The following is a 13618-nucleotide window of genomic DNA, read 5'->3' on the forward strand; positions in this document are numbered from 1 at the left end:
ACGGCCAGCGCACCGGCACCCGCCGCGGCGCCGCGCAGGGGGCGCTGGCCGTGGCTCGCCGGGCTCGCCGTCGCGAGCTGCCTGGTGGTCACCGGGCTGGGGCTGTTCGCCGGCGGTGCGCCGGGTGCCCCGGTGCCCGTGCGGACCGCGACGGTGTCGGTCGAGCAGGGCGACACGCTCGCGTCGCTGGCCGCGCGATTCGCGCCGGAGAGCGAGCCGGGCGCGGTGGTCGCCCGGATCAAGGAGCTGAACCGGCTGGACCAGGCCGTGCTGGTGCCCGGGCTGCCGCTCACGGTCCCGGTCGCCGACGTCCCGGCGCCGTGAATCCCCGCGGGCCGAGTGGGCACCGCTGGATGGTGGTCGAGGTGACGGCTCCGGTGCCGGACGGGTCTTGCGCTGCACTGCCGCTGTGATGGCCGGGATCTTCTCGGAACGTGCGCAGCGCCCGAGCAAGCGTGCCTTCAGCGGGTCGTCCGGGCGCTGGGCCGAGTACCGGGAAATCACCCGCCTCGGTGAAACCTTCGCCCGCCGAAACCACCCGCGCACCCAATCCGAAGCTCGCGCGGAGCGTCCTGGTGCGCCACCCGAACAGACCAACCACGCCCCGACCAGGGCAAGCACCCCGCGGCCCCCTCGCCACCGCCGTTCCGGGCCGGCCGGACGCGCCGCGCCGGTCTCACCCGGCCGAGGTGGAACCCGGCCGCGTCGCTTGCGCCCACCCCCGCCGAGTTCTACGCTCGCCCGCTATATGTAGTAGTTACACCGCTGTAGTTGGTCCACAGGTTGGGGTAGACTGGGCAGTAGTTGTCCACAGCTGGTCGGCGTTTACCCACCGGATGTCCACAAAACGATCACCAAGTGCAGGGGTGCGCGGTGGCCGCGGGGACGTCGACCGCGGGCGGCCGGCGAGGAGGGGAAGGTGATCGGCGGATGAGGTGCCCGTTCTGCCGGCATGCGGACTCTCGGGTCGTCGACTCCCGAGAGGTGGATGAAGGCCAGGCGATCCGCAGGCGGCGCTCGTGCGCGTCGTGCGGACGGCGGTTCACGACGTCGGAGACGATGGTGCTCGCCGTCGTCAAGCGGTCCGGCGTCACCGAACAGTTCAGCCGGGACAAGGTGGTGAGCGGCGTCCGCCGCGCCTGCCAGGGCAGGCCGGTCGACGACGACGCGCTGCAGCAGCTCGCGCAGCGCGTGGAGGAGTCGATCCGCTCCGCCGGGCTGGCGGAGATCCCGAGTCACGAGGTCGGCCTGGCCATCCTGGGCCCACTGCGTGAGCTCGACGGGGTCGCCTACCTCCGGTTCGCCAGTGTCTACCGGTCCTTCTCCTCGGTCGAAGACTTCGAGAAGGAGATCGCCGACCTCCGTGAGGCCATGGCGGGTTCTGCTGCCCACGAGGAGAGCGATCAGCGCGAAGACGGCGACTGAGCCGTCCCGCTGCGGGAGAGGGTTCAACCGATGACGGAAACCGTGGGAACGGGGGCCCGCGCGGCCGCCGGCAAAAAAGGCAAGGCCGCCGGCGGGCTCAGCGTGCGGCGCGTCTTCACGACCGAGGGGCAGCACCCGTACGACCAGGTGACCTGGGAACAGCGGGACGTCGTCATGACGAACTGGCGCGACGGCTCGGTCAACTTCGAGCAGCGCGGCGTGGAGTTCCCCGATTTCTGGTCGGTCAACGCCACCAACATCGTCACCAGCAAGTACTTCCGCGGCGCCGTCGGCAGCCCGCAGCGCGAACGCAGCCTCAAGCAGCTCATCGACCGGGTCGTGCACACCTACGTCAAGGCCGCGCGCGACCACGGCTACTTCGCCGCGCCGCAGGACCTCGAGATCTTCGAGCACGAACTCACCTGGATGCTGCTGCACCAGGTCTTCAGCTTCAACTCCCCGGTCTGGTTCAACGTCGGCACGTCGTCGAAGCAGCAGGTCTCGGCGTGTTTCATCCTCGCGGTCGACGACACGATGGAGTCGATCCTCAACTGGTACCGCGAAGAGGGCCTGATCTTCAAGGGCGGCTCCGGCGCCGGGCTGAACCTCTCCCGCATCCGCTCCTCGAAGGAGCTGCTCACCTCCGGCGGCACCGCGTCCGGGCCGGTTTCGTTCATGCGCGGCGCCGACGCGTCCGCGGGCACCATCAAGTCCGGCGGCGCCACCCGGCGCGCGGCGAAGATGGTCGTGCTCGACGTCGACCACCCGGACATCGAGGAGTTCATCCAGACCAAGGCGCGCGAAGAGGAGAAGATCAAGGTCCTCCGTGACGCCGGGTTCGACATGGACCTCTCCGGCGCGGACATCTCCTCCGTGCAGTACCAGAACGCGAACAACTCGGTCCGCGTGTCCGACGAGTTCATGCAGGCGGTCGAGAACGGCACCGACTTCGGCCTGCGTGCCCGGCTCACCGGCGAGGTCATCGACCGCACCGACGCGAAGAAGCTGTTCCGCACGATGGCCCAGGCCGCGTGGGAGTGCGCCGACCCCGGCATCCAGTACGACGGCACGATCAACGACTGGCACACCTGCCCCGAGTCCGGCCGGATCACCGCGTCGAACCCGTGCAGCGAGTACATGCACCTGGACAACTCCAGCTGCAACCTCGCGTCGCTGAACCTGCTGAAGTTCGTCACGCCCGACGGCACGTTCGACGCGCCGCTGTTCGCCCGCGCCGTCGAGTTCATCATCACCGCGATGGACGTCTCGATCTGCTTCGCGGACTTCCCGACCGAGCCGATCGCCGACACCACGCGGAAGTTCCGCCAGCTCGGCATCGGCTACGCCAACCTCGGCGCGCTGCTGATGGCGCTGGGCCACGCGTACGACTCCGACGGCGGCCGCGCGCTCGCGGCGGCGATCACGTCGCTGATGACGGGCGTCTCCTACCGGCGTTCGGCGGAGATGGCCCAGGTCGTCGGCGCGTACGAGGGCTACGGGCGCAACGCCGAAGCCCACCAGCGCGTGATGCGCAAGCACGCGGCGGCGAACGAGCTCGTCCGCACCTACCACTCCAACGACGCCGCGGTCCGCGCGCTCGCGACGGAGGAGTGGCAGAAGGGCATCGAAATCGGCACGAAGCACGGCTGGCGCAACGCGCAGGCGTCGGTGCTCGCCCCCACCGGCACCATCGGCTTCATGATGGACTGCGACACCACCGGGATCGAGCCGGACTTCTCGCTGGTGAAGTTCAAGAAGCTCGTCGGCGGCGGCTCGATGCAGATCGTCAACCAGACGGTGCCGCGCGCGCTCGAGGCACTGGGCTACCTGACCGAGCAGGTCGAGGCGATCGTCGAGTACGTGGCGCAGAACGGCCACGTCGTCGACGCGCCGGGCCTGCGGCCCGAGCACTACGAGGTGTTCGACTGCGCGGTCGGCGAGCGCTCGATCGCGCCGATGGGGCACGTCCGGATGATGGCCGCGGTGCAGCCGTTCCTGTCCGGCGCGATCTCCAAGACGGTCAACATGCCGGAGTCGGCGACGGTCGAGGAGGTCGAGGAGATCTACTTCCAGGGCTGGAAGCTCGGCCTGAAGGCCCTCGCGATCTACCGCGACAACTGCAAGGTCGGCCAGCCGCTGTCGACGGCGAAGAAGGAGACGACGGCCGCCGCCGCCGAGCCCGAGAAGGTCGTCGAGTACCGCCCGGTCCGCAAGCGCCTGCCGAAGAAGCGCCCGAGCCAGACGGTGTCGTTCACCGTCGGCGGCGCGGAGGGCTACCTGACGGCGGGCTCGTACCCGGACGACGGCCTCGGCGAGATCTTCGTCAAGCTCGGCAAGCAGGGCTCGACGCTGGCCGGCGTGATGGACGCGTTCTCGATGTCGATCTCGGTCGGCCTCCAGCACGGCATCCCGCTCGAGTTCTACGTCTCGAAGTTCTGCAACCTGCGCTTCGAGCCGGCGGGCATGACGGACGACCCGGACATCCGCATCGCGACGAGCGTGATGGACTACCTGTTCCGCCGCTTGGCCCTGGACTACCTGCCGTACGAGAAGCGCTCCCAGCTGGGCATCCTCTCGGCGGACGAGCGGTCGGCCGAAGTCGAGGCGACGTACGGCAGCCCCGGCGTCGACCTGGAGGCCCTGCAGTCCACAGTGGACGCATCACCGGAGCCGCACGCGGAAGAACCGGAGCACCCCCACCGCGAAGCCCAGACGACGACGGAGCTGATGGAGCTCCGCCTCGGCAAGGCGGCGGACGCCCCGCTCTGCATGACGTGCGGAACGAAGATGCGCCCGGCCGGCTCGTGCTACGCCTGCGAAGGCTGCGGCGCCACATCCGGCTGCAGCTGACCGTTCCTCCGGCTGAACCGGGCGGTCGGCGCCCGGTTCAGCCGAAGAACTGCTGCACCTCCGAAACCGGCGGCAGGTCGGCGACGAACCCGAACCGGCCCGCGCGCATCTCGCGGGCTCCGTCCATGAAGGACTTCAGGGCGAGCCGGGAGAGCGCCGCCCCGATGCTGACCCGGCGGACGCCGATCCCGGCCAGCTGGTCCAGGGTGATCGACGGGTCGGCAAAGCCCATCACTACGTTGACCGGCTTGCCCACCGACGTCACCACCGCGCGGATCTCCTCCAGCGTCCGCAAGCCCGGCGCGTAGAGCACGTCGGCGCCCGCTTCCTCGTACGCCTGCAACCGGCGGATCGTGTCGGCGAGGTCGTTGACGCCGAGCCATTGGTTCTCGCAGCGAGCCGTGAGCACCACCGACCGGGCGCGAGCCGTCTCCACCGCCGCCCGGACGCGATCGACCGCCAGCCCGAGCTCGTAGATCGGCTTCTGCGGGTCGCTCGTGAGGTCCTCGATCGACGCGCCCACCGCCCCGGCGTCGGCCGCCGCTCCGACCATCTTCGCGGCTTCGGCCGGATCGTCCGCGAAGCAGTTCTCAAGGTCCGCGCTGACCGGCAAGGGCGTCGCTTCGGCGATTTCCCGGACGTTGGCCAGGATCTCCGCCCGGGTCGCGCGGGTCCGGCCCACCACGTTGGCCACGCCCAGGCTCGTCGTGGCCAGGGCTTCGAAGCCGAGCCCCGCCAGCAGCCGGGCCGTTCCGGCATCCCACGGATTCGGCAGCAGGAACGGCTCGGGTCGCTCGTGCAGCGCCCGGAACTCATCGGCGATCGTCATGGGTCCAGCCTCCCGCCGCCGGGTCCATCCGACAAATGCGCAGTTCTCCGAGTCACCCGTCAGGAACAGTGAGCGGATGGCGGTCGACGAGCTCGAAGCTCGCCGGACAGGAGTGGCGGACGATGGTGAGCACGGCTCGGTTGGCCGGCCGCGCCTACCGGGTGATCCGGCCGGCGCGCCCGATCGCCCACGCCTGCTTGTCCGAAAGGCGGCACGGGGCCTGGCTGTCGGTCGGCAAGGCCGCGACGGTGGAACTCGCGTGCGCGTGGTGGCTGGCGGCGCGGTCGCCGCGCAGCATCGTCCACCTTCCGTTGCGGTCGGCCGCGTCGAGCTGCGGCGAGGGGGACGGCGGCCGGAAGCTCGATCTGGTACTGCTGCACCACAGTCTCGGGTTTCCGGCGTCCCGGTGGAAGCGGCTGCGCGGAGATCGCGCTCGGGACCTGGAGCCCTTACCCCGGCCGGAACCCGATGGCGTTGCTGCACGTCGAGCGCTGCACGCGGTCCGGCCTTCACTGAATCTCCACGGGAGCCACCCACCGGATCCACAAGCACGCGGCATCATCGGACCGATGACGTACGCACACTGGCTCCAGGATTTCGAAACCGAAGCCGAACGTCGCGGGCAACGCGAAGATCCGCCGTGGGAACGGGGCGCGAAGCTGCACCCCGACGTCGCGAAGAGCGTGCAGCGGTTCCAGGTCGGCGAAGCCGGCGACGGCGCCAACCTCATCGCGAAAGCCGCCGGCGACGACACCTACCTCGCCGCCGTGAAGCTCTTCGTCGCCGAGGAGCAGAACCACGCGCGGATGCTCGCCGGACTGCTCGCCGCCGCCGGGGTGCCCACCATCGCGAGTCACTGGTCGGACACCGTGTTCGTCAAGCTGCGGCGGGCGCTCGGGCTGCGGCTGGAACTGATGGTCCTGCTCATCGCCGAGGTCGTCGCGCTGCGGTACTACCGCGCCCTGCGCGACGGCACCGGCGACCCGCTGCTCACGCAGGTCGCCGCGCGGATCCTCGCCGACGAGGAGCGGCACGTGCCGTTCCACTGCCACCGGCTGGAGATCGCCTTCCGCGAGCTGGGCAAGCCCGCCCGGGCGGCGGTGTTCGGCGCGTGGCGGGTCCTGCTGCTCGGCGTCGCGATCACGGTCGCCGCGGACCACGGCCAGGCTCTGCACCGCCTCGGCGTCGGCCGGCTCGTCTTCGTCGCCGACGTGCTCACCGCGTTCGAAGCCGCGCTCGCGAGGATCCGTGGCGAGCAGCCGAAACCGGGCCCGCGGTACACCCCCAAGCGCGCCCGGCCGCGCGGGCTCTTCTAAGACCTGGTCTCAAAACTTAAGGGTGTGTCACTGCGTAACCTGCCGGTCCTGGTCGTCGATCGTGGGCAGTCGTGGCGAAGACGACGCAGCAGCGGCGGGTCGAAGACCGGCTCTGGGAGCTGATCGAACCCCTGATCCCGTCCCGACCAGCGCCGCGCGGTCCGGGTGGGGCGGCCCCGGATCGACGACCGTGCCGCGCTAGGACGCCGGCGTGTGGGACCGGCTGCACCAGCTCGTGCTCGACGAGCTGTCCGACATCGACGAGCTCGACTGGACCAGAGGCTGCATCGACGCGGTGTCGGTGCGGTCGAAAAGGGGGGCGAGCTGACCGGCCGCAGCCCCACTGACCGGGGTGAAGCCGGCTCCAAGTACCACGTTCTGTGCGACGCGAACGGGCTACCGCTGCACATCATGTTGTCGGCGGCGAACACCCACGACAGCATGCTGTTCGAGCCGCTGCCGGACACGAACCCGACCGTGCGCGGCCACCACGGCCGGGCGGGCCGGCCACGACGGGCGACCGGACAAGCTGCACGCCGACAAGGTCTACGACTACCGCCGCTGCCGCCGCTACCTGACCCGCCGCGGTATCAAAGGTCCGTATCGCCCGGCGCGGGATTGAGGGCAAGTCCCGCCTCGGCCGGGTCCGCTGGGTCGTCGAACGCACCATCTCCTGGCTGCTGCGGTTCAAACGCCTCGGGCTGCGCTACGACCGGACCGAACGCACCACGCTGGCGCTACTCACGCCGGCCTGCACCACAAGGGAGATCGATCTCCTGGAGGAAAGCTGCAGCCGCGTTGCTGACGGCACCATCGACGGGGATGAACGAGCACTCTCGTCGGGAAGTGCTCAGCCATCGGTGGGGCCGCCTCTTCAGAGGCGTTCGATGCGGTCGGCCTGCGGGCCCCGGTCGCTCTGACGCACCGCGTACCGGACCCGGTCACCCTTCTGCAGCGGCTCCGACCCCATGATCACGGACGCGTGGGCGAAGAGATCGTCGCCGCCTGCGTCCGGGGTGATGAAGCCGAAGCCGCGGTCGCTGTCGTAGCGCGCGACGACGCCCTCGCCGCCTCGTACGGGCACGTCCGGCGCTGCCGGCCCTGCGGCCGCGGCAGGTGCCGACCGCTGCGGCGCCGTCTGGGGCTCGGCGCCCCGGACCAGGTGCACGTCGCGGGCCTGCGGGCCCTTGTCTCCACTAGCCACCTCGTAGGCGACGCGGTCGCCCTCCGCGAGCCACGTCAGCCCCTCGGCCAGGGCCCGGGCGTGAACGAAGACGTCCCCGGCGCCGGAGTCGGGGTTGATGAAGCCGAAGCCCTTGTCCTCGTCGTACCAGGCCACCGTGCCGTCGGCACCGTCCGCGATACCGGCCGCAGCGGGTGAGCCGGCCCCTGCTCCCAGCGGGATCACGTGCCCGGCCTGCGGGCCGCGCTCGCCTTCGACGATCAGGAAGGCCACCCGCTGCCCCTCGGTGACCACGCCGCCGGTCACGATGGCGGAGCTGTGCACGAAGATGTCGGCGCCGCCGCCGTCCGGCGACGCGAAGCCGTACCCCTTGCCCGGCTCGTACCAGTTGATGGTGCCGAGCAGGCCCACGGCGCTGCCGGTGGCCGCATCGGCGGTGACGCGAACGTGCAGCGCCTGGGGCCCGCGGTCGTTCTCGCCGACCTCGAACACGACGGCCTGACCCTCGCGGAGCATTTTCGCGCCGCCGTCCCCGACGATCTCGGAGGCGTGCACGAACACGTCCGGCGAGCCGTCCTCGGGCGCGAGGAAGCCGAAACCCCGTTCGGCGTCGAACCAACGGACGGTCCCTTGCGGCATCAAAGACTCCAGGTCGAGAGGGCGGGCAATGGCCCCCAGTCTCCCTGACAGACCTCCGGCCCGTCGGGCCGGGCCCCACAGGCGGGCGGTGCGGAGCCACGGGCGGGCCGTTGGTTCACCTAGCGACACGCCGAGTTTTGAGACCAGGTCTAAAGGAGACCGGCCAGTTGCCGCAGGGCCGCGGTGATCCGCTCCGCCGGCACCCCGCGAGACGTCTGGTGCAGGAACAGCTCCGGGGCCAGCGGGGCCAGCAGCACGTCGGCCAGGACGTCGGGGTCCGGGGCGCCCGCCGCCTCCGCCAGGACGCGGACGTGCGTGCGCCAAAACCCGTACGCGCCCGTCGTGAAGCGGGAATGCCCCACCTCGGCCCCCAGCACCAGGGGCGCGTGCCGCTCCAGCAGTTCCACCATCGCCTCGTAGAACGCCGTCAGGCGGGCGGCCGGCGGTGCGCCCGGGCCCAGTGGCGGGTCGCCGCGCAGGAGCTCCTCCTGCAGACGGCGCTCGTGCTCGTCCAGCAGGGCCACGGCGATCGCCGCGCGGTCCGGGTAACGGCGGTAGAGCGTTCCGCGGCCGACTCCGGCCGTCCGGGCGATGTCCTCCATCGTCACCTCCGCCGCGCCGCGGGCGGTGAACAGCTCCTCGGCCGCCGCGAGGATCTTCGCGCGGTTGCGGGCCGCGTCGGCGCGTTCGGGCATGGGCGCCAGCCTAGGGAATATCCGGACAGGGCGTCCAGTTGACTCAAGCGGACACCGCGTCCACTTGAGGAGGAATCGTGCCCCACCTGCTGCACCTCGACTCCAGCGCGCGCCGCTCGTCGTTCTCCCGCGAGCTGTCCGCCCGGTACGCCGCCACCTGGGCGGGCACCCGGACCTACCGCGACCTCGCCGCCGACCCGGTCCCGGTGATCGGCGAAGCGTGGACCGAAATCTGTGACGCCCTGCTCGCCGCGGGGATCACCGACCCGGCGCACTACGCCGATGTCCTCAGCACGCCGGAGCAGGAGACGGCGTGGGCGATCGTCGAGCCGCTGCTCGCCGAGCTGCTCGAAGCCGACGTCGTGCTCATCGGCGCGCCGATGTACAACTTCTCGATCCCGGCCGCCCTGAAGGCCTGGATCGACCAGGTGACGTTCCCGAAGATGTCCCTGCGGAGCAAGAAATTCGTCATCGCCGGCGCGCGGGGCGGGACGTACGCGGCAGGGACGCCGCGGGCGCCGTTCGACCACCACGAGCGCTACCTGCGGGACTTCATCGCCGGGCACTACGACGTCGACGACGTCCGGTTCGTGCACGCCGAGCTGACCAACGCCCTGGTCGACCCGCACCTGGCCGCGCGCGAAGGCGAGCGGGTCGCGTCGCGCGAAGCGGCCCTGAAGGCGCTCTGATGGGCTGGGTGACGCTCGTCTTCGCCGGGCTCGTCGAAATCGCGTGGTCGCAGAGCATCAAGCCGACGGAGAACTTCACCCGGCCGTGGCCGACGCTCCTGTGCTTCGTGCTCGGCGCTGCCGCGGTGTACCTGCTCTCACGCGCGATGGACACCGTCCCGGTGGGCACCGCCTACGCGGTGTTCACCGGGATCGGTGCCGTCGGCGCGATCGTGCTCGGCGTCGTCGTGACCAAGGACCCGCTGAGCGTCGGCCGGGTGGCCGCGCTGGCCCTGATCGTCGGCGGCGTCGTGCTCGCGCGGCTCACTTCGTGAGCTGCTCCCACAGGAACTCGAACACCAGCGCCCACTTGAAGGCCAGCTGCTCGTTGTCCGCCGCGGCGCCGTGGCCGCCTTCGATGTTCTCGTGATACCGGACGTCGTGCCCCTGCTCACGCATCCGCGCCACCATCTTGCGGGCGTGGGCGGGGTGCACGCGGTCGTCGCGCGTCGAGGTCACGAACAGCGACGGCGGGTACGCGCGTCCACTGTGGACGTTCTGGTACGGCGAGTACTTCGCGATGTAGTCCCATTCCGCGGCGTCGTCGGGGTCGCCGTACTCGGCCATCCACGACGCGCCGGCCAGCAGCAGGTGGTAGCGCCGCATGTCCAGCAGCGGCACCTGGCTGACGATCGCGCCGAACCGCTCCGGGTAACGCGTCAGCATCACGCCCATCAGCAGGCCGCCGTTGCTGCCGCCCTGGATGCCGAGCTTCTCCGGTGTCGTGATGCCCCGCGAAACCAGGTCCGCGGCCACCGCGGCGAAGTCCTCGTACACGCGGTGACGTTCGGCCTTGATGGCCTGCGTGTGCCAGCCGGGTCCGTACTCGCCGCCGCCGCGGATGTTCGCGACGACGTACGTGCCGCCGCGGGCGAGCCAGCCACGGCCGATCATCCCGCTGTACGACGGCGTCAGCGAGACCTCGAAGCCGCCGTAGCCGGTCAGCAGCGTCGGGCCGCCCTCGGCGCCGGACGGCCGGACGACGAAGTACGGGATCTTCGTGCCGTCCTCCGACGTCGCGAAGTACTGCGCGACGCTCATGCCCGAAGCGTCGAAGAACGCCGGAGCCTGCTTCAGGACTTCGACCTCTTCGCCGACCTGGCCGTAGCTCAGCGTCGACGGCTGGAGGAAGCCGCTGGAGTCGATCAGGTATTCGTCGCTGACGTCGGGATCGGTGTCGAAGATGTCCGCGCTGCCGAACTCCGGGCCGCCGGCCAGCGGCGCCTCCTGCCAGCCGTCCGGGCCCGGGGTGAGGGTGCGCAGCTCGGTGCGGACGTCGCGCAGCGTGCCGAGCAGCAGGTGGTGGCGCGTCCAGGCCCAGTAGCTCAGCGAAGTGTGCTCGTCGGGGGTGAACAGCGTCGTGAAGTCGCGGTCGCCGGCCATGAAGGCGTCGAAGAGGATGGCGATCAGCGAGCCGGCGGGGTGTTCCGTGCCGCCGACGGTCCACGCCGTCCGCGGCCGCACCAGCAGCCATTCGCGGTGCAGGGACGCGCTCGCGTCGTCCGGGACGTCGATCTTGACCAGGCCGCCGGGCGTCTTCAGGTGCAGTTCCGAGCGGTAGAAGTCGATGGCGCGGCTGACGAAGTCGCGCTCGAAGCCTTCGGTCGGGTCGTGGGACGCGCCGATCGAGACGTCGTCGGGCTTGCCTTCGAAGACCACGGTCGCCGCTTCGAGCGGCGTGCCGCGGCGCCACTCCTTGGCCAGCCGCGGGTACCCGGAGCTGGTCAGCGAGCCCGGGCCGAAGTCCGTTCCGACGTAGACGCGGTCTTCGTCGATCCAGCCGATCCGCGTCTTCGCCTCCGGGACCGTGAAGCCGTCCGCGACGAATTCGTGCGAGTCGAGGTCGAACTCGCGGACGACGGTGGCGTCGGCGCCGCCGCGGGACAGCTCGACCAGGCCGCGCCGGTAGCCCGGCCGCAGCACGGTCGCGCCCTGCCAGACCCAGTTCTCGCCCTCGGCCTCGGCCAGCGCGTCGACGTCGAGCAGCAGCTCCCACTCGGGCTCGGCCTGCCGGTAGGACTCGAGCGTCGTCCGCCGCCACAGGCCGCGCGGGTGGCTCGCGTCCTGCCAGAAGTTGTAGAGGAACTCGCCGCGGCGGCGCACGTACGGGATCCGGTCGTCGGCGTCGAGCACCTCGCGCAGTTCGGCGCGCAGTTCGGCGAACCGCGCGCCGGCGGTCAGCTCGGCCAGCGTTTCGTCGTTGCGGGCGCGCACCCAGCCGAGCGCGTCGTCGCCGGTCACGTCTTCCAGCCACAGATAAGGATCCTCGACACTCATGACAGACAGTCTCGCCTGGTCCGGGGCCCGGCGGCCACCCGGTGGCGTGTTCGTTTCGTGATCCCTGCCTCCCGGGGTGTCCGTATGCTGGTGCCACACAGCAGGGGGAGACCGTGAACGACGCCGAACCGCCGTGGCCGGGGACGGCCCGGCCGCCGGAACCCGCGTGGACGCCGGAGCCGAACCCGTGGGCGCCCGGCTGGCCCGCGGCCCCGCCCGTCCCGATCGCGCCGCCACGCAACCGGCTCTGGGGTGCCGTCACCGGGGTCCTGATCGTCGTGGTGGCCTTCTCCCTGATCGCCGCCACCATCCCGCACCGGGTGGACGGCCGCGCGCTCGCCGCGCAGGGCGCCGATCCCGGCCGGGCGTACAGCGGCACCGGGAAGCCCCCGAAGGCCGTGCCGGAGCTGGCGCGCAACCCCCTGCTCGGCGACGGCATCAGCCCCGGGCCCGCCACCTGCTCCCTGCCCGAGCTCGGCCGGGCGGCCGAACAGCTCAAGGCCTACTACGGCGCGCTCGTCGGCTGCCTGGAGCAGTCGTGGCGCCCGGCACTGGAGAAGGCGAACGAGCCGACGCTCACGGCCACCGTTTCGGTGACGCTGCCGGAGCACAGCTCGTGCGGCGAGGCGCCGACGGAGAACGAAGCCGTCGCCTACTACTGCGGCGGCGACACGACGATCTACGCCCCGACCGACTGGATGCTGTCGGACGCCGGGCTCAACAAGGCCCGGCACATCGCGACGCTCGCCCACGAATACGGCCACCACGTGCAGCGCGAGAGCGGCATCCTCTCCGCGGCGGCGGACAAGATGACCTCGCCGGACGAGGACAGCGCGGCGGACAAGGAGGTCGTGCGCCGGATCGAGCTGCAGGCGAACTGCTTCGGCGCGCTGTTCCTGACGGCCGTCGCCGGCACGGGCTCGATCAGCCGATCGCTGGCGAACGCCGCGGTCGCCGACTACGGCCGGGCCAACAACAGCGACACCCACGGCTCGCGCGAGCACCAGCTGTCCTGGGCGAAGGCGGGCTACGACGGCAAGGCCACGAAGGCGTGTGACACGTGGAGCGCCCCGGCCGGCGAGGTCAGCTGAGGGTCCAGGCGGGGTCGCGGCCGAGGAGGGCGAGGAACCGGTCGAGCGGGCTCGCGTCCGCGGGGACCTCGACGCTGTGGGCGAACGAGCCGTTCTTCTCGCGGCCTTCGTCCGGGATCCGTTCGGCCAGCTTCGAGGCGGTGGACACGGCTTCGGCGTCCGGCTCGTAGGGCAGGCCCAGGGTGCGGGCCAGGTCCCAGCCGTGCGCGAGCGTGTCGACCAGGTGCATGTGCGCCGCGATCGAGCCGGGGAACGTGCCGAAGTGGTTGATGGTGAGCTGGCGCTCCAGCACGGCGTCGCCGGCGAAGGCGTCGAGGAAGTCCTCGACGGACGCCTGGTACGCGGCGTAGGCGTCGTCGCCGAGGACACCGGCGTCCCAGTCCGGCGCCGAGCCTTCGCGGGCCGCCGTCGCGAAGGCGTGGTTCTCGCTGACCTGGTGGCGGAGCAGATCGGCGAGGGTCCAGCCGGCGCACGGGGTGGGGCGGGCGAGGTCGGTCGGTGTCACGCCGGCGACCATCTTGTCGAGGAGGAGCAGGGTGCGGCGGTCGAGTTCGCGGAGATCCATGCCGATCACGTTAAGCGGGG

Annotated in this window: 13 protein-coding genes and 2 pseudogenes; 8 read left to right on the forward strand and 7 right to left on the reverse strand. The window is 71.1% G+C overall.

Annotated features, from left to right (window positions below; all coding sequences use genetic code 11):
- The 3 genes from AB0F52_RS45395 to AB0F52_RS45405 all read left to right on the forward strand — a co-directional run.
- A partial coding sequence (locus AB0F52_RS45395) for a LysM peptidoglycan-binding domain-containing protein (RefSeq protein ID WP_360184771.1) occupies positions 1-324 on the forward strand: 324 nt, incomplete at its 5' end.
- A gap of 606 nt (positions 325-930) precedes the next feature.
- On the forward strand, positions 931-1425 hold the full coding sequence (gene nrdR / locus AB0F52_RS45400) for a transcriptional regulator NrdR (RefSeq protein WP_103342822.1): 495 nt from the start codon (positions 931-933) through the stop codon (positions 1423-1425).
- A gap of 30 nt (positions 1426-1455) precedes the next feature.
- The gene (locus AB0F52_RS45405) at positions 1456-4275 is read left to right on the forward strand and encodes a vitamin B12-dependent ribonucleotide reductase (protein ID WP_360184773.1); all 2820 of its coding nucleotides are present in this window, start codon (positions 1456-1458) and stop codon (positions 4273-4275) included.
- Between the two features lie 37 nt (positions 4276-4312).
- On the opposite strand, the gene AB0F52_RS45410 is transcribed toward AB0F52_RS45405, so the two are convergent.
- Complete coding sequence (locus AB0F52_RS45410) at positions 4313-5104, reverse strand: isocitrate lyase/phosphoenolpyruvate mutase family protein (RefSeq protein WP_360184776.1); 792 nt, start codon at positions 5102-5104, stop codon at positions 4313-4315.
- A 154-nt stretch (positions 5105-5258) separates the two neighbouring features.
- Complete coding sequence (locus tag AB0F52_RS45415; RefSeq protein WP_360184778.1) at positions 5259-5402, reverse strand: hypothetical protein; 144 nt, start codon at positions 5400-5402, stop codon at positions 5259-5261.
- Between the two features lie 271 nt (positions 5403-5673).
- On the opposite strand from AB0F52_RS45415, the gene AB0F52_RS45420 reads away from it, so the two are divergent.
- Positions 5674-6420 (forward strand): ferritin-like domain-containing protein, encoded by a 747-nt coding sequence (locus AB0F52_RS45420; protein ID WP_360184780.1) that lies wholly within the window; start codon positions 5674-5676, stop codon positions 6418-6420.
- Between the two features lie 71 nt (positions 6421-6491).
- Positions 6492-7163: pseudogene (locus AB0F52_RS45425) on the forward strand (IS5 family transposase); the annotation flags it as partial.
- A 131-nt stretch (positions 7164-7294) separates the two neighbouring features.
- Here AB0F52_RS45425 and AB0F52_RS45430 read toward each other — a convergent pair.
- From AB0F52_RS45430 to AB0F52_RS45440, 3 genes and pseudogenes are all read right to left on the reverse strand, one after another.
- Positions 7295-8014: a cold shock domain-containing protein gene (locus AB0F52_RS45430; protein ID WP_360184974.1), complete on the reverse strand. Its 720-nt coding sequence runs from the start codon at positions 8012-8014 to the stop codon at positions 7295-7297.
- Between the two features lie 30 nt (positions 8015-8044).
- A pseudogene (locus AB0F52_RS45435) lies at positions 8045-8242 on the reverse strand (cold shock domain-containing protein); the annotation flags it as partial.
- A 149-nt stretch (positions 8243-8391) separates the two neighbouring features.
- Entirely contained in the window at positions 8392-8937 is a 546-nt protein-coding gene (locus tag AB0F52_RS45440) for a helix-turn-helix domain-containing protein (protein ID WP_360184783.1), read from the reverse strand.
- Between the two features lie 77 nt (positions 8938-9014).
- On the opposite strand from AB0F52_RS45440, the gene AB0F52_RS45445 reads away from it, so the two are divergent.
- Positions 9015-9626, forward strand: coding sequence for an NAD(P)H-dependent oxidoreductase (locus tag AB0F52_RS45445; RefSeq protein ID WP_360184785.1), 612 nt, complete (start codon positions 9015-9017; stop codon positions 9624-9626).
- Positions 9626-9940 carry a multidrug efflux SMR transporter gene (locus tag AB0F52_RS45450; RefSeq protein ID WP_043783342.1) on the forward strand — a complete coding sequence of 105 codons (315 nt, stop codon included), beginning with the start codon at positions 9626-9628 and terminating at the stop codon, positions 9938-9940. Before AB0F52_RS45445 ends, AB0F52_RS45450 begins: the two co-directional genes overlap by 1 nt.
- Here AB0F52_RS45450 and AB0F52_RS45455 read toward each other — a convergent pair.
- Positions 9930-11942 (reverse strand): prolyl oligopeptidase family serine peptidase, encoded by a 2013-nt coding sequence (locus AB0F52_RS45455; protein ID WP_360184788.1) that lies wholly within the window; start codon positions 11940-11942, stop codon positions 9930-9932. The genes AB0F52_RS45450 and AB0F52_RS45455 overlap by 11 nt on opposite strands.
- Positions 11943-12055: 113 nt before the next feature.
- Between AB0F52_RS45455 and AB0F52_RS45460 the strand changes: the two genes are divergently transcribed.
- Positions 12056-13033 carry a neutral zinc metallopeptidase gene (locus AB0F52_RS45460; protein ID WP_360184790.1) on the forward strand — a complete coding sequence of 326 codons (978 nt, stop codon included), beginning with the start codon at positions 12056-12058 and terminating at the stop codon, positions 13031-13033.
- Here AB0F52_RS45460 and AB0F52_RS45465 read toward each other — a convergent pair.
- The gene (locus AB0F52_RS45465; RefSeq protein ID WP_360184793.1) at positions 13026-13598 is read right to left on the reverse strand and encodes a TIGR03086 family metal-binding protein; all 573 of its coding nucleotides are present in this window, start codon (positions 13596-13598) and stop codon (positions 13026-13028) included. The genes AB0F52_RS45460 and AB0F52_RS45465 overlap by 8 nt on opposite strands.
- Between the last annotated feature and the right edge of the window lie 20 nt (positions 13599-13618).

The organism is Amycolatopsis sp. NPDC024027, from assembly GCF_040638975.1.
Classification (GTDB): Bacteria; Actinomycetota; Actinomycetes; order Mycobacteriales; family Pseudonocardiaceae; genus Amycolatopsis.